The organism is Andreprevotia chitinilytica DSM 18519 (genome assembly GCF_000711875.1).
Classification (GTDB): domain Bacteria; phylum Pseudomonadota; class Gammaproteobacteria; order Burkholderiales; family Chitinibacteraceae; genus Andreprevotia; species Andreprevotia chitinilytica.
Genome location: NZ_JONM01000015.1, coordinates 68,635 through 87,830 on the forward strand (window position 1 = coordinate 68,635; position 19,196 = coordinate 87,830).

Genomic DNA, 19,196 nt, shown 5'->3' on the forward strand with positions numbered 1-19,196 from the left:
GGTGGCGTGCCGGTCAGCCCTGTTCGTTCTGACGGCGAGGGTGGATGGCGAGGGGCCGTCGGGCGCGGATCAGCGGGCCAGTGCGCCGGTCGACGACACCATGACGACATCGACAAAGTTGCTGCCGAGCCGGTTTGTCTCATCGAAATTGATGACGAAGCCGCCAAGGTCATAACGTTTCATACCGGTCAGCGCGTTGTAGACCCCGGCGCGCGTGGGGTTCTTGCCGGCGCGCTTGATGGCTTCAACGGCCAGCCGGGCGGAGAGATACCCCTCCAGCACGGCATAACGCGGGGCATCGCTGTCTTTCAGCGCAGCCTCGGAATCTTGCCGAAACTCGCGGATGAAGCGCAGCCGGGTGTCATCCGGATAAGGGAACACTTGCGATAGCCCCAGCCCGTGTGCGGACTGCTTGCCAATGGTCTGGATCACGCCTTCGTACTGGATCGGCGACAGGCCATACAGCTGCGCAGAACCGCCCGACTCCCGGTAAGCCTTGATGAAGCGGGCGGCCGGGGTGGAGACGCTGATCAACAGGATGGCTTCCGGGTTGAGTTTGGTCATTTGCTGCGCGGCGCTCCCCAAATCCTGAGCCTTGCGGTCGTACCAGGCCGTGCCGGCCAGCGAGAGGTGGCGTTTTTGCAATTCGGCTTTCAAATCCGCCACGCCGGAATTGCCGTAGTCATCCTGCTGGGCAAGAACGGCGATCCGGGTCACCCCGAGATCATCGGCCAGCAACTTGACGAGGCGTTGCAGCTCCTGACGGTAACCGGCGCGGGTCTGGAAGAAATACGGGCTGCCGGGGTTTCGGATGTCCTCCGAGGCGGCCGCAGCGCCGATCAGTGGAATACCCGCGGTCTCCAGCACCTTGGCATTCAGCACTTCATGCATATTGAGCGAGCCGGAGTAAGCAACCAGCGCCAGCGCGTGCTTCTTGTTGATCAGGTCCTGCGTGTTCGCGAGGGTGCGCTTCGGATCATGGCCATCGTCCATCACCTGATGATCGATCTTTTCGCCGAAGATGCCGCCGGCCGCGTTGACGCGATTGAAATAGAGCGAAGCGCCGAGTGCGAGGGCTCGACCCGCGATGGCGGTCGATGATTCACCATCGGTGGGGACCGATTGGCCGATGACGATGTTGGCTTGGGCTACTGCGGCAGTCAGGCTAAGGCAGGCAATCAGGTGGCGCAGCAAGGTGAATTCCCTGAGGTGGCGGTGGGGTTGCCATTGGCATAAGGGCAACTCGGAGCATGTTAAATCAGCAGATGCTGACATACAAATGGGTATGCGGGCATTGTGCGTTGCGTCATAAGCCCGATGGTATAGTGGCGGCAATTTCGACGTTTTTTGGCGGGCAATCTTATGCGGCGCGGCGTATATGCGGGCAGTTTCGATCCGGTGACCAACGGCCATTTGTGGATGGTTGAACACGGCGTGCGCATGTTTGACGAAATGATCGTCGCCATCGGTGAAAATCCGGACAAGAAATACACCTTCAGCGTCGAAGAGCGCGTGGCAATGTTGCGCGAAACCACCAGCCACTTGCCCAACCTGCGGGTCGAAACCTTCGAGAACCGCTTCCTGGTCGATTACGCCCGCGAGCAAAGCGCCGATTACATCCTGCGCGGCATCCGCGAAGCCGCCGACTACGAGTTCGAGCGCAAGATGCGTTATGTGAACGCTGATCTGGCGCCGCACGTCGATACCGTCTTCCTGATGCCGCCGCGCGAAATCGCCGAAGTCAGTTCCACCATGGTCAAGGGCTTGGTCGGGCCGGAAGGCTGGGAGCTGGTGGTTGGCCAATATGTGCCGGAAGCGGTGTTCAGGCGCTTGCTGGCTTGGCGCGCCGGCCGCACGGAAATCTGATCCGGCATACGTACACCGTAGCCCGGACGGCTTTGCCGGCCGGGGGGCAATAGTGGAACACGAAACGGAACTGACCGTACCTACCTAATACCTGTAGGAGCGAGCTTGCACGCGATGGCGCTGGTGAATTCACCGTGGTCATCGCGAGCAAGCTCGCTCCTACATATCCATCGAATAGATAGAAGTGCAATCGCATAGACCTAGCGGCTGGTAAAATCGTTGTTTCGATTCAAAGACCCGCCGCCATGGCCGACCTGCAAGACTATAAGAACCGCCTCGCCAAGAACGCCAAACACTGGGGCAAATGGGCGCGCCGCCAAGGCATCAGCTGCTATCGCCTGTATGACCGCGACGTGCCGGAATTCCCGGTCATCGTCGATTGGTATGACGGCCACGTCCACCTGCAGGAATTCAACACCGGTTGGGTGCAAGAGGCGGAAGACCACGAAGCCTGGCTGGCGGAAATCTGGTTCGCCACCGGCGAAGTGCTCGGCATCCCCGAAGATCAAGTCGCGGTGAAAATGCGTCGCCGGCAGCGTGGCGACAAGCAATACGAGAAAACCGAGGTGGAAGGCGAGGAGCTGATCGTCGAGGAATACGGCCTCAAGTTCATCGTCAATCTCGATGCCTATCTCGATACCGGCTTGTTTCTCGATCACCGCAACACCCGCAAACGCGTGCGTGAAGAAGCCGCCGGCAAGCGCTTCCTGAATCTGTTCTGCTACACCGGCGCGTTTACCGTGCATGCGGCGGCGGGCGGTGCCAAGGAAACGGTATCGGTCGATATGTCCAACACCTATCTGGAATGGGCGCGCCGCAATCTGGCGATCAACGGTCTGGATACCCCGAATCACGAACGTATCCGCGCCGACGTCTTCCAGTTCTTCGCCCAGACTGCGCATCAGCTGGAAAAATTCGACCTGATCGTGCTCGACCCGCCATCGTTCTCCAACTCCAAGAAAATGGCCGGCATTCTGGAAGTGCAGCGCGATCACCGCTATCTGGTCGAATCGGCCATCGAACTCCTGAACCCCGGCGGCGTGCTGTATTTCTCCACCAACTATCGTCGCTTCAAACTCGACGAGGCGCTGGTGCCGCAATGCACCGATATTTCGGCACAGTCGATTTCCGAGGATTTCCGCAACAAGAAGATCCATCAGGCGTATCGCTTCGTGAAGCCTTGAGCAACAGGCCAAGCAATGAACAACGCCTACTACAGCGAACCGCTGGTGCTGGTCGATCTGGAAACCACCGGGGCGAATCCGACCAGTGATCGCATCACCGAAGTCGGGCTGGTGCAGATCGACGAGCGGGGCGCGCGGGCGTGGGCGAGTCTGGTCAATCCGGGCGTGTCGATTCCGCCCTTCATCCAGCGGCTCACCGGCATCAGCGACGACATGGTGGCGAATGCGCCGCCCTTTGCCGAGATTGCCGAAGACTTGCTGCTCAAGCTCGAAGGCCGCGTGTTCGTCGCCCACAATGCGCGTTTCGACTACGGTTTTCTGAAGAACGAATTCAAGCGCCTCGGTTTGCCGTTCCGTGCCCGCACGCTGTGCACGGTCAAGCTGTCGCGCAAGCTATATCCCGGCGAGTTCAAGCACAGCCTCGATACACTGGTGGCCCGGCACAGCCTGACCATCGAAGGCGATCGCCACCGCGCGCTGACCGACGCGGCCTTGCTGCAGCAGTTTCTCGATGTGGCGATGCGTGAGCACGGCGCAGAAACCGTTCACACGGCGATCGCTGAGCTGAGTCGCCAGCCGAGCTACCCGCCGGGCCTCGATCCTGCCGTGCTCGATGACTTGCCAGAAGGGCCAGGCGTCTATCTCTTTTACGGCGACAACGATGCGCCGATCTACGTCGGCAAGAGCAGCAATATTCGCCGCCGTGTCTTGAGCCATTTCTCCGCCGATCATCGCGCCCAAAAAGAGCTGCAAATTGCTCAGGCTGTTCGTCGCATCGATTGGCGCGAAGCGGCCGGTGACTTCGGTGCGCTGTTGCTGGAAGCACAGTTGGTGAAGGCATTGCGGCCGGTGTTCAACACCCGGCTGCGCCCGAGCCGTGAGCTGTCCGCACTGAAACTGGTTGATCAAGGCGGTGCTTTACGCCCGCAAACCATCCCGCTTGAAGACGTTGATTTTGTCGCCCACGATCAGGACTTCATCTTCGGCCCGTTCCGCGCCAAGCGTGACATTACGCGACTGCTGGAAAAGCTCGCCGACGGCCTGAACCTGTGCCGCGTGGTGCTCGGGCTGGAAGGCAAGGCCGGCGCGGCGCTGACGCCGTGCTTTGCCAGCCAGCTCGGCAAATGCAAAGGCGTGTGCTGCGGACGGGAGCCGCTGGCGACGCACAATGCACGGCTATTGGCGGCGCTCGCCAAACATAAACTCGCTGTCTGGCCGTATCCCGGCGCCATCGGCTTGGCCGAAGGGCCGGAATGGGCGCCCAAGCTCCATGTGATCGACCGTTGGTGCTATCGGGGCACGCTCGATGACATGAGCGAATTGCCGGAGATGCTGGCGAACCCGCTGCCGGCGTTTGATATCGATATGTTCAAGCTGATTCAGACCGAATTGAAGCGGCGGGGCGGGAAGGTGGTGGTGTTTTGAGGGGTTGCTTCAAAGAGTTCGCAAGCGGTCGTTCATGACCTGTAGCCCGGACGGCTTCGCCGGCCGGGGCTGCCATGCCACATAGAACCCCGTCGGCGGCCATATGAACAGATCGTGGCCTGCGCTTGTGCACCTACCTCGGCCGGCAAAGCCGTCCGGGCTACGATTGGCCCTGAGATAACAAAGCCCCGAGCTCATCGCACGGGGCTTTTGTTTACGACACTGCCAGACCCAATCAGCCCAGCACAGCCTTGATATCGTCGCCTTCACCAATCGTGAACTTCTTGTCCGTCGGCTGCAGCTTGCTGCCATCGAACTGCGTCACTTGGTAAATCGTGCCGAAGCTGAATGTCGGTGCAGCAGCGCCTTGGCCGCCACAGACTTCCGCGCCACGGCGCACGTTGTCGGCCATCCAGCCCGGCAGACGCAGGTGGTACGGATTGCGGCGGACTTCTTCCACGTGGCAGGCCAGCGCCGTGATCAGGTCAGTGGTATCGCTGTTGTTGGTGGCGATCAGCGCATTCGGCGCATCCATCTGCCGCCAGAACTCGGTCAGCGCGACCACGCAGCTATGCTTGGCTGCCTTGAGCGCATCGACCGCGAGGTAATGGGTGCCGATGTGGGCCGAGTGGTAGTCGTTGTCGTGCGGGAACACGCAAACAGTCGGTTTGTGTTCTTCGATCAGCGCGGCCAGGACCGAGACCTTTTCTGCCCACGCAGCCGGTTCGGCGTCGCGGGTTTTCGGGGAGACGCTCATCAGCCCGCCCGGAATCGTTTCCAGCAAATCCCAACCCAGGTAGTCACAGGCATTGGCCAGTTCGGCCCAGCGTTCTGGCTGGCGCTTGAGGTTGGAGCCCTGGGTGACCGCCACGTTGATGACCTTGAAACCTGCTTCCCGGCCCAGACGCAGCGGCAGTGCGCCGATGATGCATTCGTCGTCCGGGTGGGGCGCGAAGATCATCACGACAGGCGCGTCGGCGGCGGTTTTGGCCGCGCTCGGGCGGGTGAGGCCGTCGAGTGTGCTGAACAATGGGGCGTCTTTTTTCTGCAGCAGCGCGTCGTGCGCCTTGACGAGGTCGATGTATGGATTGCTCATGCGGGGCTCCGTGCGGGGGAAGGTCGGCGGCTTTAACAGGTGCTTGGGCACGCCGGATTAGTGCGTTGGAGTATAGGGGATTGACCGTACTGATCCAAACGTCATCAGATTGGGGCCAGACTCGGCAGGGTGTTAGATCCGATCCACCAGCAACCCGCTCATCCGCCGCAAACGCTGCGACAGCACGCGGCTGATTTTCAGCAGCAGCTTCACGCCGATACCGGGTTTGTCCTGGCACAAGCGCGTGAAATTGTCGCGAGAGAGCACGGCCAGCACGCATTCGTCGATGGTGATCAGCGTGGCGGAGCGCGGCTCCTGATCGACGATGGCCATTTCGCCGAACACCTTGCCCGGCCCCATCAGGTACAGTTCGCGCGCTTCACCGCTGTCGTTGCGTTTTTCGACCCGCATCTTGCCCTGCAGCACGATGCCAAGATAGCCAGCGGGTGACCCTTCTTTGAACAGCACTTCACCGGCGGGGATCAAATAGGTGCGGATGCTGTCGACCAGCGCATCCAGCTCGATCTGGTCGAGATCCTGTGTCAGCGGGATCTGGTTCAGGTAACCACAGATCTCGCTTTTGTAAGTCGTGCCGATGCCTGTCAATTCGCGATGGTCGAGGCTGGCGTCATGGCGCATTGCACGCTCCTAAGGCTCTGTTGAGTTGTCCAACGCTTACATTCATTATCGTCTGCAGCGCCGCGGACCCACCGCCGCGCAAGCATAATGCAGCACCGTCGATCGGAAAAAACGATGCTCAAATATTTTCGCGATGCCTTGATTGTAGCCGCCGCTGGCCTGTCGCTGGCCTGGTTGGCGGGTGGTCTGACCGGCTTATGGCTGGCTTTCAATCTGGCGTTACTGGAGACCAGTCTCAGCTTCGATAACGCCGTCGTCAATGCCTCCGTCCTGAAGCATTGGGATGAAAAATGGCGGCACCGTTTCGTGACCTGGGGCATGTTGGTGGCCGTCTTTGGCATGCGCGTGCTGTTTCCGCTGCTGATCGTTGGCGTGATCATCCATGCCGCGCCGTTGCCCGGCCCGGTCTCGCTGTGGCAGTGGTTCAGTAGCGGCCAATGGCCAGCAACCGATGTGCTGTCGCTCGCCATCGCCAATCCACACCGCTACGCCGCCACCTTGCAATCAGCCCATATCGAAGTGACGGCCTTTGGTGGGGCGTTCCTGATGCTGGTGTTCTGGGGCTACTTCCTGAACCAGAACAAGGACGAACATTGGTTCAAGCCGGTGGAAAAACTGCTGTCCAGCATCGGCAAGCTCGATCTCGCCGCCATCCTGCTCACCTTGCTGATCCTGCTCGGCATTGCCTCCATCCTGCCGCACGAAGAGGGTGACCGTTTCCTCATTGCCGGCCTGTGGGGCGTGATCGTGCATAGTCTGGTGGATGGCATCGGCAAGCTGGTCGGCGATGAAACGGCCAGCGCCAAGCTGGGTTGGAGCGGCTTCATCTACCTGGAGCTGCTGGATGCGTCGTTCTCGTTCGATGGCGTGCTTGGTGCCTTCGCGCTGACCAAGAACATTTTCCTGATCGCCATTGGCCTCGGTATCGGTGCGATGTTCGTGCGCTCGTTCACGCTCTTGCTGGTTTACAAGGGCACGCTGGCGCATTTCAAATATCTAGAGCACGGCGCGTTCTGGGCGATTGGCGCGCTGGCGACGGTGATGTTGCTGGCTGCCAAGTGGCACGTGCCGGAGGCGCTCACTGGCGGTATCGCGGCGGTGCTGATCGTTTTTGCTGCTATCCATTCGTGGTGGGAGCGCAAGCAAGCAGATTGACCGCAACTTCCGGGGCGATGCGGGCGACATGCGGCGATATAATGCCGCTTTCCCCGTCCGTGCCCCGCCCATGCCCCGCATCCAGGTCCTCTCCGATACGCTCGTCAACCAGATCGCCGCCGGCGAAGTGGTCGAGCGCCCGGCCAATGCGCTCAAGGAATTGCTGGAAAACAGCATTGATGCCGGCGCGCAGAACCTCAATGTCGAACTGGTGGCGGGGGGCAGCAAACTGATCAAGGTGATCGACGACGGCGGCGGGATCGAGAAAGACGATATCGCCCTCGCCCTGCATCGCCACGCCACCAGCAAGATTCGAGATTTCGATGATCTGCAGCGGGTGGCAACGCTGGGGTTTCGTGGCGAAGGTCTGGCATCGATCGCGTCCGTGTCGCGGCTGGTGCTCACGAGTCGCTTCGAAGGGGATGGTCACGCCTGGCGCGTCGAAGCCGATCACGGCCGGCTGACCGAGGCCGAGCCGGCTGCGCTGGCCGTCGGCACCACCATTGAAGTGCACGACCTCTATTACCAGTTGCCCGCCCGGCGCAAATTCCTCAAATCCGATTCGACCGAATTCGCCCACTGCGCCGAAATGGTCAACCGGCTGGCGCTCGCCAATCCGGACAAGCAATTCACCCTGATTCACAACGGCCGTGCTTCGATGCGGCTGATGCGGGGCGACATGCTCAAGCGTTGCGCCGCCGTACTGGGCGACGAATTCGCCCAAACCGCCGTCGCCATCGACGAGCGCGCCGGCCCGCTGCGCCTGTCCGGTCTGGCCGGCAGCCCGACGCTGGGCAAATCCAGCCGCGATGCGCAGTACTTCTTCGTGAATGGCCGCTTCGTGCGCGACAAGGTGATCCAGCACGCGCTACGTGAAGCCTATCGCGATGTACTCCACCACGACCGCCACGCCGCCTATTGCCTGTTCCTCGAGCTCGACCCGGACGGCGTGGATGTCAACGTGCACCCGACCAAGATCGAAGTGCGCTTCCGCGAGAGCGGGGCGATTTATCGCTTCCTGCTGGCATCGCTGACCAAGGCGCTCTCCGCTACCAAGGCGGGGGCCGTGCCGGCTGGCATCGATCCGGAAACCGGCGAAGTGATGGCACCGACGCCCAACGTGCAACGCCCGCAAACCTATGCCGATCTGGTGGCGCGCGGGGCATATAGCCAGCAGCCGATGCCACTGCCGGTGGCGCAGGAGCCGATGGCGTTGTATGAGCGGATGTTTGGGGATTTGCGGCGAGCTGATGGTGATTATTCGGGCGGGATCGAAATCCCCCCTAACCCCCTATACCTGAACGAATCAAAAGATTCGCACGGCACAGAGAAGGGGGGAATTAGCTCGCTTGAGCCAAGGGCATTTCAAGGCAACGCAGCCTACTCCCCCCTTTACGAAGGGGGGCGGGGGGGGATTTCTGCGCCGCTTCAAGCCTCGGACACCGGCATCCCACCGCTCGGCTTCGCCATCGCCCAACTCCACGGCGTCTATGTGCTCGCCCAAGCCGCCGAAGGGCTGATCGTGGTGGATATGCACGCCGCCCACGAACGCGTCGTCTACGAAAAACTCAAGACCGCGCTCGATTTCGACCAGATGCCGATGCAGCCGCTGCTGATCCCGCACGTGTTCGCGGCGGATCGGCTTGATGTCGCGACGGTGGAAGATCACCAGGAAGCACTCAAAAGCATTGGCTTCGACCTCTCCGCCACCTCGCCGACGCAACTGGCCGTGCGCTCGATCCCGCTGTTGCTGAAGGATGCCGATGCGGTCGAACTCGCCAAATCGGTGCTGAAAGACATCCGCGAAGTCGGCGCGAGCCAAGTGCTCACCGGCCGCCGCAATGAACTGTTGGCGACGATGGCCTGCCACGGCGCGGTGCGCGCCAACCGGGCGCTCACCATCCCGGAAATGAACGCGCTACTGCGCGAAATGGAAGCCACCGAGCGCTCCGGCCAATGCAACCACGGCCGGCCGACGTGGTTCCGGCTGACGATGAAAGAGCTGGACGGCCTCTTCATGCGGGGGCAATGACATGTACGGCATCATCGCAGTCAAACTCTTTGCCGGCCCGGTCGTCGTCGGTGCGGCCAGTCTCGCCGGTAAACGCTGGGGGCCGGCGGTGGCTGGCTTGCTCGGCGGCATGCCGCTGGTCGCCGCCTGCGTGATTGCCGCCGTGTGGCTGGAGTTCGGCCAGGCCTACGCGTTGAATGTCGCCAGCGCCACGCCAGTCGGGCTGTGGGGCAACATCGCCTACTTCATCACGCTGGGGGTCGCCAGCCGCTGGTTCGCCGGTAAACGTTTCGGCTGGGCCGGCATGTTGCTGTGTGGCTGGACGGTGTACCTGCTCACCGCGCTCGCGCTCAGCGTGGGCGGCCTAGCCCACAACCTGCCGCTTGGCATTGCCGCGCCATTTGGCCTGCTGTTCGCTGCCCGCTTCCTGATCCCCAAACCCGCCGCCCCGCCGCGCAACGTACCGCTGCCGCGCATCGAACTGGCTGCGCGGATGATGGCGGCCTTCTTGCTGATCCTCACGCTCAGCACCGCCACGCAACTCCTTGGCCCGGCGCTCACCGGCATCCTCTCCCCCGGCCCGATCATCGCCACGGTGATCCCGGCATTCACACTCGCCAACTCCGGGCGGGATGCCGTGCTGGTGCAATTGCGCGGCTTTCTGACCGGGCTGGTCGGCACGGGCGTGAGCTTCTTCGCCCTGCCGTGGCTGGCGGCGATGTTGGGCGCGTGGGCGGCGGTGCCGACGGCGGCCATTGCGATGGGCGCGGCGTTTGGGGCGAGCTGGTTGATGCGGTGGTTGGGGCGGTGAGTATGGCGAGTTTCTTCATATTCATTCCGGATTCATTCTGCGAGTACTGTGGTGACGCTCTATCGCATGGACTTGAAACCAGTGGCGCGTGAGTTACGGCAACGCATGACCGATGCGGAACAGCGGTTATGGTGTGGACTGCGTGGACGCCAGCTAGGGGCGACATTCAATCGACAGAAACCGCTGGGCGATTTTGTCGCTGATTTCTACTGCCATGAGGCAAAGCTGGTTATCGAGGTGGACGGCGCTCAGCACTTTGCAGATGCTGGGTTGCATTCCGACGGTCAGCGCACAGCTGCACTTGAGCGAATGGGGGTGCACGTACTGCGTTTTGACAATCGGCAGGTGCTTCTGGAGACGGCGGCGGTATTGGAAGCGATCAAGTCAGCGATGGATGCACGGATGGTCGAACTTGCGAACATTGCAGAAATCCCCCCCAACCCCCCTTCGAAAAGGGGGGAGGGAAGGCTGGTGGCCAAGTCAACAGCACTGGAATCTGCCAGCGATACCATCCCCCCCTTCCTCGAAGGGGGGCTAGGGGGGATTTCGACGTCGCTTCAAAATTTCGCCGCACTACAAGCCAATCACCTTCCCCCCGCCATCTTCCTCATGGGCCCGACCGCCAGCGGCAAGACCGCCAGCGCGATCCACCTGATCGAATCCGGCCTGCCCATCGAGCTGATCTCGGTCGATTCCGCCTTGGTGTTCAAGGACATGGACATCGGCACCGCCAAGCCGAGTGCCGAAGAACTCGCCCGTGCGCCGCATCACCTGATCGACATCATCAGCCCGGAAGCCGCGTATTCCACTGCCCAATTCCGTGACGATGCCTTGCGTCTGATGGCGGATATCACCGCCCGCGGCAAGGTGCCGGTTTTGGTCGGCGGCACGATGCTCTACTACAACACGCTGCAGCACGGCATCCACGATTTGCCGCAGGCCAGCCCGGAATTGCGGGCGCAATTGCACGCCGAGGCGGATCAGATTGGCTGGCCGGCGATGCATGCCAAGCTGGCGCTGCTGGATCCGGCGACCGCTGAGCGCCTCAAGTCGAACGACCAGCAGCGCATCGAGCGCGCACTGGAAATCTGCATGCTGGCCGGCAAACCGATGTCCGAACTGCTGGCCGAACCGACCGCCAACGCATTGCCATACCGCTTGCTCAAGCTCGCGCTCACGCCGTCTGACCGCAAGGTGCTGCACGAGCGTATCGCGCTGCGTTTCGACACCATGCTCCAGCAGGGTTTGCTGGACGAAGTACGCATGCTGCGAGAGAAATACACGCTATCGCTCGATCTGCCGTCGATGCGTTGCGTCGGTTACCGACAGGCATGGGAACACCTCGACGGCCTCGTCGATGCGGCAGAGATGCGTGAGAAGGGCATTGCTGCCACCCGCCAGCTCGCCAAGCGCCAGCTCACCTGGCTACGTGGCATGGATGATGTCGAGGCCATCGATTGTCTGCAGCCGGATTTGCCGATAGTCGTTGCCGAGAACGTGCGCAACTGGCTGGAGCGCTAGACTAGAAGCGCTTCCGATCAATCCCGCCACGGATCAACGCATGTCTGCTCTTCCATCTTCCGATGCCAACGACGAGCTGCTCGCTCCGCCCGAGCCGATGCGGGACGAACAACTCACCGATTACGAAAGCGTGCGTGGCTGGGCGATCCAGTCCTTGTTTCGGACCTTCGAGCGCTTTTGCGAAGGCACGGTCATCGTCGATGCCAACGCCCGCGTGGTCTGGATCAACGCCCGCTATGCCGACCGCTTTGGTTTCAAGAACCCCGCCGAGGCGATTGGTCGCCCGGTCGAGGAAGTGATCCCGACCAGCCTGTTGCGCGACGTAGTTCGCACCGGCCGACCAATGCTGCTGGACATCATGCAGACGCAGGGCGAATCGCTGGTGGTGACGCGCTTGCCGCTGACTGGCGAAGCCGGGCAGGTGATCGGTGCAATCGGCTTCGCGCTGTTCGACGAGATCGAATCGCTATCGCCGCTGGTGGCCAAGTTCTCCCGGCTGAACGAAGAGCTGGTGGCCACGCGTGAGTCACTGGCGCAGGCGCGGCGGGCGAAGTATTCCTTCGACAGTTTTATCGGTAGCAGCGCAGCCAGTAGCGAAGTAAAGCGGCAGGCGCAACGTGCTGCGCTGATGGATTCCCCCGTGTTGCTGCTGGGCGAAACCGGCACCGGCAAGGAAGTACTGGCGCACGCGATCCATAGCGCATCGCGGCGGGCGAACAAGCCGCTGGTGACGCTGAACATGGCGGCGATCCCCGATACCTTGCTGGAGGCCGAGTTGTTCGGTGCAGCAGCCGGCGCGTATACCGGCGCGGATAAAAAGGGTCGTGTCGGTAAATTCCTGCTCGCCGATGGCGGCACGCTGTTCCTCGATGAAATCGGCGATATGCCGCTGTCACTGCAGGCCAAACTGCTGCGCGTGCTGCAGGACAAGGAATTCGAGGCGCTCGGCTCCAACCGGGTGATCCGCTCGGACGTCCGCATCATCGCCGCTACTTCGACCCGACTGGCCAATCTGGTCGAGTCTGGCGCTTTCCGGGCGGACCTCTTCTACCGACTCAACGTGTTGTCGATCAACGTACCGCCGCTGCGCGAGCGCTTGAGTGATCTTGATGCATTGTGCGAGGTCATTCTGGCTGGCATGGCTGCGGTCGATGGCGGCGGGCGGCGTGGGATCGATTCCCCGGCGGTTGATTTCCTGCGCACCTACGGCTGGCCCGGCAATGTGCGCGAGCTGCGCAACATTCTGGAGCGAGCGGTGATGCTGAGTGATCACGCTTCGCTCGGTATTGATGACCTGTTGCCGTTGATCAACCCGGCCGCCGCACGCGCTGAGCCACTGGCCGTTGGCGTGAGCCATGCCGAGGCGATGGCGCACTTTGAAGCCCAATTGATTCGCGATGCCTTGCAGGCTTGTGGAGGCCGGGTGATTGAGGCCGCGGCGCGGCTGGGGCTCGGGCGGGCGACGTTGTACAAGAAGATGGCGGTGTTGGGGATTGGGGCGAGGTGAGGTTTTTTCGCTTTCGTTCGTTTATGCGCCTTCGGCGCGGGTAAAAGCTTTACAGCGCGTTCCGCCGCGCGGACGGGTTAAGGGGCTTGTCTCGCCAAGCCCCTTAACAATCCCAAGGCGACCCTGCAAAAGCGTCTGGCGCAAGCGCCAGATGCCCCAGCCAGCCCGTCACGGGCGGGAATCGAAAACTCGGGCCAAGGCCCTCAAACACTCGATCCCCGAAACCCCCGTGCCGGTCTGGCTGGCGGGGCGCTTTTGAAAGGGGGCAGACCATCCTTACCCCGGCCCTCTCCTGTGAAGGAGAGGGGGACTTTGTTTGATGCGGCGGCGTTTCATGTTGCGCCGCGCCTTGGTTTTTCTCCCCTCGCCCACTTGTGGGAGAGGGGCCGGGGGTGAGGGCACTACCGCGGGCCGTATCCTTTTCACCACCCTCTCCCTGACCCTTCCCCACAAGCGAACAGGCTTCCCAACCCTCACCGCATCTTCGCCAGACAAAAATCCCAAAACGCCCGCACCCGTGGCAATACCTGCCTGCTGCCGCTGCGCACGAGATAAAGCGGCGATGCCTCTCCCGCCCAATCCGTCAGCGCCGCCACCAGCCGGCCCGTCGCCAGATCGCCCGCTACATCCAGCCGTGATTTATAAGCCACGCCCCAACCCTGCCGTGCCCATTCGCTGACCACTGCGCCATCGTTGGCGTGCCGCGCGGGCATGATCGTGACGGTCTCGATTTCCGACCCACGCACAAAACGCCAACTCACGTGCGGCGTATCTCGGATGCTGTAGGCAAGGCAGGTGTGTTGCGCCAGTTCGGCGGGTGTTTGCGGCATGCCGCGTCGTGCCCAGTAATCCGGGCTGGCAACCAGGATGCGGTTGTTGTCCGGCGCGAGCGGCGTGGCGATCACGTTGGCGTCTTTCGGTGCGCCGGCGCGAAGGGCGATGTCCAGCGAATCTGCGATCAAGTCGTCCACCCGATCCGATAGCGCCACGATGGGCACGATGCCCGGATGCAATCTACAAAACTCATCCAGCCAGCCCAGCACGTATTGGCGACCGAAATCGGAGGGCGCGGAAATGCGCAGTGTGCCGGCTAATTCGCCACGGCTGCCGGCCAGCTCATCCAGCCCGGCATTGAGCGCATCCTGCGCGGCGCGGGCGCTGCGGTACCAGATATCGCCTTCCACCGTGAGCGTGAGCCGGCGCGTGCTGCGCTGAAACAAACGCGCGCCAAGCTGGGCTTCCAGCCGTTTCAGAGCGATCGAGAGGGCGGCCGGCGTCTGGTTCAGATCGCGTGCAGCGGCGGAGATCGAACCGCGTTCGACGATGCGCAGGAACCAGTCCCAACCCGGTAATTCGTGAGCCATTGATAAATAGTTGTTGATAATGTTTTGCGAATTATCGGCTTTTTCATGGGGAAATACAGGCGCACCATGCGGCATGCTTTTCCACACAGGAACCTCGCCATGAGCCGTCGCCTTTTCAGTGCCTATTCGCTGAACCATCTCAGCCTGCCAAACCGCATCGTCATGGCCCCGATGACGCGGGCGCGCACCAGCCAGCCGGGCAATGTGCCGAACGCACTGATGGCGGAGTACTACGCGCAGCGTGCCAGCGCCGGCCTGATCGTGACCGAGGCGACGCAGATCAGCCCGAGCGGGCAGGGCTACTCGTTCACGCCGGGCATCCACTCTGCCGAGCAAGTGAACGGCTGGCGCAAAGTGACCGATGCCGTGCATGCGGCTGGCGGTCGGATTTATCTGCAGCTCTGGCATGTCGGCCGCGTATCGCACGCGATCTTTCATGATGGCGGCCAGCCGCTTGCACCCTCCGCGATCCAGCCCAAGGGCACGCAGGTGTGGATCGTTGGCGACGATGGCGCAGGCCGCATGGTCGATTGCTCCATGCCGCGCGAGCTGGCGGTGGAGGAAATCGCCGATATCGTCGAAGACTTCCGCATCGCCGCCCGCAATGCCATGACGGCCGGTTTCGATGGCGTGGAAATCCACGGCGCGAATGGCTACCTGATCGACCAGTTCCTGCGTACCACCTCCAATCTGCGCACCGATGACTACGGTGGCAGTGCGCAAAAGCGGCTGCGTTTCTTGCAGGAAGTCGTGACTGCGGTGACGGAGGAGATCGGCGTGGAACGCGTGGGCCTGCGCCTGGCACCGTTCATCACCTTCAAAGACATGGCAGACCCGGAAATCATCGACACCATGCTGCTGGCGAGCGCATGGTTGGACGGGCGCGTGAGCTACATCCACCTTTCCGAAGCCGACTGGGACGACGCGCCGAAGATTCCCGACGACTTCCGCGTGCAACTGCGGCAGCGCTTCGGCGGCACGATCATCGTCGCCGGTGGTTATGACGAGTTGCGCGCTGAATCCATCCTTGAAGCGGGCTGGGCCGATCTGGTGGCCTTTGGCCGGCCCTTCGTTGCCAACCCCGATTTGCCCGCCCGCCTGAATCAGAACTGGCCGCTGGCGGCGCTTGATCCAGCCAGCTTATTCGGTGGCGATGGCAAGGGGTACGTGACTTACCCTGCATACGCAACGTGAGCGCGACGCATACCGCCAGCTGCATGTAGGAGCGAGCTTGCTCGCGATGGCGATGCTTGAAATGCCGCTATCGCGAGCAAGCTCGCTCCTACAGAAAGCTCGTCATTCGCTGTGTTTGCAGATTTTGTTTTTCAGCACTTTGAAGTTGGAGATCCACCATGAAAGCTGTTGCCCTGACCCATTACCTGCCGATTGATCACCCGGATGCCTTGCTGGATGTCGACCTCCCCAAGCCACAAGCCACCGGCCGCGATCTGCTGGTGAAAATCGAAGCCATCGCCGTCAATCCCGTCGACTACAAAGTGCGTTCGCCCAAGGACAAGGTCGAAACCACCCCGCGTGTGCTGGGCTGGGATGCGGCTGGCGTCGTCGAAGCGGTCGGGCCGGAGGTGACTTTGTTCAAACCGGGCGATGCGGTGTTCTACGCCGGCGATATCACCCGGCCGGGCAGCAACGCCGAGTATCAATTGGTGGACGAGCGCATCGTTGGGCACAAGCCGGACAGCCTCAACTTCGCCGATGCCGCCGCCTTGCCGTTGACCGCGATCACCGCGTGGGAGGCGTTATTCGATCGCTTGGGCATCAGTAAAACCGGTGCGGATGCGGGCAAGACGGTGCTGATCATCGGCGGCGCAGGCGGTGTCGGCTCGATTGCGATCCAGCTTGCCAAGGAATTGGCTGGCCTGAAGATCATCACGACCGCATCCCGGCCGGAGTCGCGTGAATGGGTGAAACAGCTCGGTGCGGATGCGACCGTGGATCACACCGGTGACGTGGTGGCACAGGTGCGGGCGCTGGGGCACCAGTATGTCGATTACGCCCTGTGCTTCAACGATACCGACGCCCATTTCCCCGCGCTGGCCGAGCTGATCGCGCCGCAGGGCATGATTGCTACCATCGTTGAAAATACCCGGCCGTTGCGGCTGGATGCGCTGAAATCCAAGAGTGCCGGCTTCGTGTGGGAGTTCATGTTCACCCGTGCCATGTTCCAGACGCCGGACATGATCGAGCAGCACAAGCTGCTGAATGAAATAGCGACGCTGATCGACAGCGGCAAGATCAAAACCACCGTCGGCGCGCATTACGGCGTCATCAACGCCGCCAATCTCAAGCACGCGCATGCGACGCTGGAGGCGGGGAAGATGATCGGGAAGATTGTTTTGGCCGGGTTTTGATTTTGGGTTCCCCCCTTTTCGAAGGGGGGTAGGGGGGATTTCTGCGGCATCTCAAGTTGCAATGACGTCGAAATCCTCTGGCTGAGCGAATCAAAGATTCGCACGCTCACAATCCCCTTCAAAAAGGGGGAGGCCCGAAACCTCCAGGCATTGATTTTCCAGCGGTTTTTAAAGCGGAAGGCCGCATGGCTGTTGTATAATCCGGCCCTTTTCTGTCGGGTTTGCACATGCACGTTTTTTACGAGGAAGACGGCGGCTTCAAGGTCGCCACGGTCAAGGAAACCCAACCGGCCAGCCTCATGGTGGAAGACGTGCGCGGCAAGCGCAGCAAGGTGAAGTCCGCCAATGTGCTGCTGCATTTCAACCAGCCCGACCCGGCGTCGCTGTTGAAGGAAGCCGAAGCGCTCGCGGCCGAGATCGATACCGATTTCCTGTGGGAAGTCTGTGGCGATGCCGAATTCGCCTTCGAGGCCCTCGCTGCCGACTACTTCGGCGAAAAGCCCTCCGCCCCGCAACAAGCCGCCGTGCTGCTGCGCGTGTCCGGCAGCCCGATGTACTTCTACAAGAAGGGGCGCGGCCACTACAAACCCGCACCCGAAGAGAATCTGAAAGCCGCCAAGGCTGGCCTGGAGCGCAAACAGCGCGAAGCCGAGCAGATGGCGGCCTGGCAGGCCGAATTGGCCGCCGGCACGCTGCCGGAAGCCTTCCTGCCCAAGATCAAGAATCTGCTGCATCGCCCGGACAAGAACGGCATGGAGTGGAAAGCGTTGGCGCAGGCCGCCGATGCCGCGCAAACCTCGCCGTTGCGCCTGCTGGAGCGCGTGGGCGCCATCCCGGATGCCGGTCAGTATTTCCTCGATGGCTTCCTGCTGGAATATTTCCCCAAGGGCCGCGAATTCGAGGCCAGCGAGCCGGTGTTCGCACCGACCGATCTGCCGGTGGCGGATGTGCAGGCGTTCTCGATCGATGACGCCACCACCACCGAAATCGATGACGCGTTCAGCCTCAAGAAACTGCCCAACGGCAATACGCAAGTCGGCATTCACATTGCCGCACCGGCGCTGGGCATCCTGCCGGACAGCGAGCTGGACAAGCACTTGCTGGAACGTCTCTCTACCGTTTATTTCCCCGGCGACAAGATCACCATGTTGCCGGATGCTGCCGTGAACGTTTTCACGCTGGAAGCGGGCATCGCCCGGCCGGCAGTGAGCATGTATCTGGAAGTCGGCCCCGGTTACGACATCCTCTCGCATCGCTCGGTGGTCGAGCTGGTGCCGGTGGCCGCCAACCTGCGCCACGGCGATGTCGAAGTGCATTTCAACGAAGATACCGCTGGCCGCGATGGCGGCGATTACCCGTGGAAGCAGGAGCTGACTTTCCTGTGGCATCTGGCTGGCGCGCTCGAAGCGCGGCGTGGCCGGGCGGATGATCCGAATGCGCCGGTGCGGATCGATTACAGCTTCTATGTCGACAAGCAGGGCGACGGCAGCCAGCGCGTGCGCATCCTGCCGCGTAAACGCGGCACGCCGATGGACAAGCTGGTCGCCGAGATGATGATTCATGCCAACAGCCAATGGGGCAAGGATCTGAAGCAGGCGGAAATCGCCGCGATCTATCGCACCCAATCGCAAGGCCGTGTGCGCATGACCACGCAGGCTGGGCCGCACGTGGGCTTGGGCGTGGATTGCTATGCATGGTCCAGTTCGCCGTTGCGCCGCGCTGTCGACTTTGTGAACCAGCAGCAAATCCTCGCGATGGTGCGCAACGAAAAGCCACGCTATGCCAAGAATGACGCCGAGTTGTTCGCCGTGATCGGCAGCTTCGATACCGCCTATTCCGCCTACAACGAGTTCCAGGACAAGATGGAGCGCTACTGGTGCCTGCGCTATCTGGAGCAGGAAAACATCGTTGAGCTATCCGGCGCGGTGATCAAGGAAAACCTGGTGCGGATCGAGGGCATGCCTTTGGTGCTGCGCGTGGGTGGCCTGCCGGAATTGCCGGCCGGCACCACGGTCAAACTACAACGGCTTGGCGTGGATTATCTGGAGCTGAACGTAGAGTGCCGGATGGCCACGATTTGATGCCAGAACGTGCGTGATAGCGGTCATGTAGCCCGGACGGCTTGCCCGGCCGGGGAGGCTCTCCACATGATCCACCCCGGCCGGCAAGCCGTCCGGGCTACGGTAGCGGCAGCGTTCCAGCGTTGCCGCACCCGTGGTGTCCTGCAACAGCAAATCCTACTCGACCG

At 61.8% G+C, this 19,196-nt stretch carries 15 protein-coding genes and 1 pseudogene; 12 read left to right on the plus strand and 4 right to left on the minus strand.

What is annotated here, in order from left to right:
• Nucleotides 1-69: 69 nt before the first annotated feature.
• Nucleotides 70-1,194, minus strand: a complete 1,125-nt coding sequence (locus BR41_RS23730) for an ABC transporter substrate-binding protein (RefSeq protein ID WP_035059387.1) — start codon at nt 1,192-1,194, stop codon at nt 70-72.
• Between the two features lie 168 nt (nt 1,195-1,362).
• Between BR41_RS23730 and coaD the strand changes: the two genes are divergently transcribed.
• The 3 genes from coaD (at nt 1,363) to BR41_RS17010 (ending at nt 4,475) form a co-directional block, all read left to right on the plus strand.
• Nucleotides 1,363-1,866: a pantetheine-phosphate adenylyltransferase gene (gene coaD, locus BR41_RS24290; RefSeq protein WP_035059389.1), complete on the plus strand. Its 504-nt coding sequence runs from the start codon at nt 1,363-1,365 to the stop codon at nt 1,864-1,866.
• A 245-nt stretch (nt 1,867-2,111) separates the two neighbouring features.
• On the plus strand, nt 2,112-3,050 hold the full coding sequence (locus BR41_RS17005; protein ID WP_035059391.1) for a class I SAM-dependent methyltransferase: 939 nt from the start codon (nt 2,112-2,114) through the stop codon (nt 3,048-3,050).
• A 15-nt stretch (nt 3,051-3,065) separates the two neighbouring features.
• Complete coding sequence (locus BR41_RS17010; RefSeq protein ID WP_035059392.1) at nt 3,066-4,475, plus strand: exonuclease domain-containing protein; 1,410 nt, start codon at nt 3,066-3,068, stop codon at nt 4,473-4,475.
• Nucleotides 4,476-4,710: 235 nt separating this feature from the next.
• Here the strand turns inward: BR41_RS17010 and BR41_RS17015 are convergent, their stop codons facing one another.
• Nucleotides 4,711-5,571 carry a PIG-L deacetylase family protein gene (locus BR41_RS17015; protein ID WP_051711232.1) on the minus strand — a complete coding sequence of 287 codons (861 nt, stop codon included), beginning with the start codon at nt 5,569-5,571 and terminating at the stop codon, nt 4,711-4,713.
• Nucleotides 5,572-5,703: 132 nt separating this feature from the next.
• On the minus strand, nt 5,704-6,210 hold the full coding sequence (locus BR41_RS17020; RefSeq protein WP_051711234.1) for a cyclic nucleotide-binding domain-containing protein: 507 nt from the start codon (nt 6,208-6,210) through the stop codon (nt 5,704-5,706).
• Nucleotides 6,211-6,324: 114 nt separating this feature from the next.
• On the opposite strand from BR41_RS17020, the gene BR41_RS17025 reads away from it, so the two are divergent.
• From BR41_RS17025 to BR41_RS17045, 6 genes and pseudogenes are all read left to right on the plus strand, one after another.
• The gene (locus tag BR41_RS17025; protein WP_035059393.1) at nt 6,325-7,365 is read left to right on the plus strand and encodes a DUF475 domain-containing protein; all 1,041 of its coding nucleotides are present in this window, start codon (nt 6,325-6,327) and stop codon (nt 7,363-7,365) included.
• 70 nt (nt 7,366-7,435) lie between these two features.
• On the plus strand, nt 7,436-9,397 hold the full coding sequence (gene mutL / locus BR41_RS17030; protein WP_035059394.1) for a DNA mismatch repair endonuclease MutL: 1,962 nt from the start codon (nt 7,436-7,438) through the stop codon (nt 9,395-9,397).
• A 1-nt stretch (nt 9,398) separates the two neighbouring features.
• Nucleotides 9,399-10,187, plus strand: a complete 789-nt coding sequence (locus BR41_RS17035; RefSeq protein ID WP_035059396.1) for a hypothetical protein — start codon at nt 9,399-9,401, stop codon at nt 10,185-10,187.
• A 66-nt stretch (nt 10,188-10,253) separates the two neighbouring features.
• Nucleotides 10,254-10,565 (plus strand): annotated as a pseudogene (locus BR41_RS24720) (endonuclease domain-containing protein); the annotation flags it as partial.
• A 231-nt stretch (nt 10,566-10,796) separates the two neighbouring features.
• Entirely contained in the window at nt 10,797-11,708 is a 912-nt protein-coding gene (gene miaA / locus BR41_RS23735; RefSeq protein ID WP_035059398.1) for a tRNA (adenosine(37)-N6)-dimethylallyltransferase MiaA, read from the plus strand.
• 40 nt (nt 11,709-11,748) lie between these two features.
• Nucleotides 11,749-13,215, plus strand: a complete 1,467-nt coding sequence (locus BR41_RS17045; RefSeq protein WP_281174017.1) for a sigma-54 interaction domain-containing protein — start codon at nt 11,749-11,751, stop codon at nt 13,213-13,215.
• 473 nt (nt 13,216-13,688) lie between these two features.
• On the opposite strand, the gene BR41_RS17050 is transcribed toward BR41_RS17045, so the two are convergent.
• A complete protein-coding gene (locus tag BR41_RS17050; RefSeq protein ID WP_035059464.1) occupies nt 13,689-14,579 on the minus strand; it encodes a LysR family transcriptional regulator in 891 nt (296 codons plus the stop codon).
• Between the two features lie 99 nt (nt 14,580-14,678).
• Here BR41_RS17050 and BR41_RS17055 point away from each other — a divergent pair, with 99 nt between their 5' ends.
• The 3 genes from BR41_RS17055 (at nt 14,679) to BR41_RS17065 (ending at nt 19,029) form a co-directional block, all read left to right on the plus strand.
• Nucleotides 14,679-15,773 (plus strand): alkene reductase, encoded by a 1,095-nt coding sequence (locus BR41_RS17055; protein WP_035059400.1) that lies wholly within the window; start codon nt 14,679-14,681, stop codon nt 15,771-15,773.
• 158 nt (nt 15,774-15,931) lie between these two features.
• Nucleotides 15,932-16,948 (plus strand): zinc-binding alcohol dehydrogenase family protein, encoded by a 1,017-nt coding sequence (locus BR41_RS17060; RefSeq protein WP_035059402.1) that lies wholly within the window; start codon nt 15,932-15,934, stop codon nt 16,946-16,948.
• 227 nt (nt 16,949-17,175) lie between these two features.
• Nucleotides 17,176-19,029 (plus strand): ribonuclease catalytic domain-containing protein, encoded by a 1,854-nt coding sequence (locus BR41_RS17065; protein ID WP_035059404.1) that lies wholly within the window; start codon nt 17,176-17,178, stop codon nt 19,027-19,029.
• The last annotated feature ends 167 nt before the right edge of the window (nt 19,030-19,196 follow it).

Coding starts and splice junctions, on each gene's coding strand:
- coaD (WP_035059389.1), top strand. CDS start 1,363: ATGCGGCGCGGCGTATATGCGGGCAGTTTCGATCCGGTGACCAACGGC.
- BR41_RS17005 (WP_035059391.1), top strand. CDS start 2,112: ATGGCCGACCTGCAAGACTATAAGAACCGCCTCGCCAAGAACGCCAAA.
- BR41_RS17010 (WP_035059392.1), top strand. CDS start 3,066: ATGAACAACGCCTACTACAGCGAACCGCTGGTGCTGGTCGATCTGGAA.
- BR41_RS17015 (WP_051711232.1), bottom strand. CDS start 5,571: ATGAGCAATCCATACATCGACCTCGTCAAGGCGCACGACGCGCTGCTG.
- BR41_RS17020 (WP_051711234.1), bottom strand. CDS start 6,210: ATGCGCCATGACGCCAGCCTCGACCATCGCGAATTGACAGGCATCGGC.
- BR41_RS17025 (WP_035059393.1), top strand. CDS start 6,325: ATGCTCAAATATTTTCGCGATGCCTTGATTGTAGCCGCCGCTGGCCTG.
- mutL (WP_035059394.1), top strand. CDS start 7,436: ATGCCCCGCATCCAGGTCCTCTCCGATACGCTCGTCAACCAGATCGCC.
- BR41_RS17035 (WP_035059396.1), top strand. CDS start 9,399: ATGTACGGCATCATCGCAGTCAAACTCTTTGCCGGCCCGGTCGTCGTC.
- miaA (WP_035059398.1), top strand. CDS start 10,797: ATGGGCCCGACCGCCAGCGGCAAGACCGCCAGCGCGATCCACCTGATC.
- BR41_RS17045 (WP_281174017.1), top strand. CDS start 11,749: ATGTCTGCTCTTCCATCTTCCGATGCCAACGACGAGCTGCTCGCTCCG.
- BR41_RS17050 (WP_035059464.1), bottom strand. CDS start 14,579: ATGGCTCACGAATTACCGGGTTGGGACTGGTTCCTGCGCATCGTCGAA.
- BR41_RS17055 (WP_035059400.1), top strand. CDS start 14,679: ATGAGCCGTCGCCTTTTCAGTGCCTATTCGCTGAACCATCTCAGCCTG.
- BR41_RS17060 (WP_035059402.1), top strand. CDS start 15,932: ATGAAAGCTGTTGCCCTGACCCATTACCTGCCGATTGATCACCCGGAT.
- BR41_RS17065 (WP_035059404.1), top strand. CDS start 17,176: ATGCACGTTTTTTACGAGGAAGACGGCGGCTTCAAGGTCGCCACGGTC.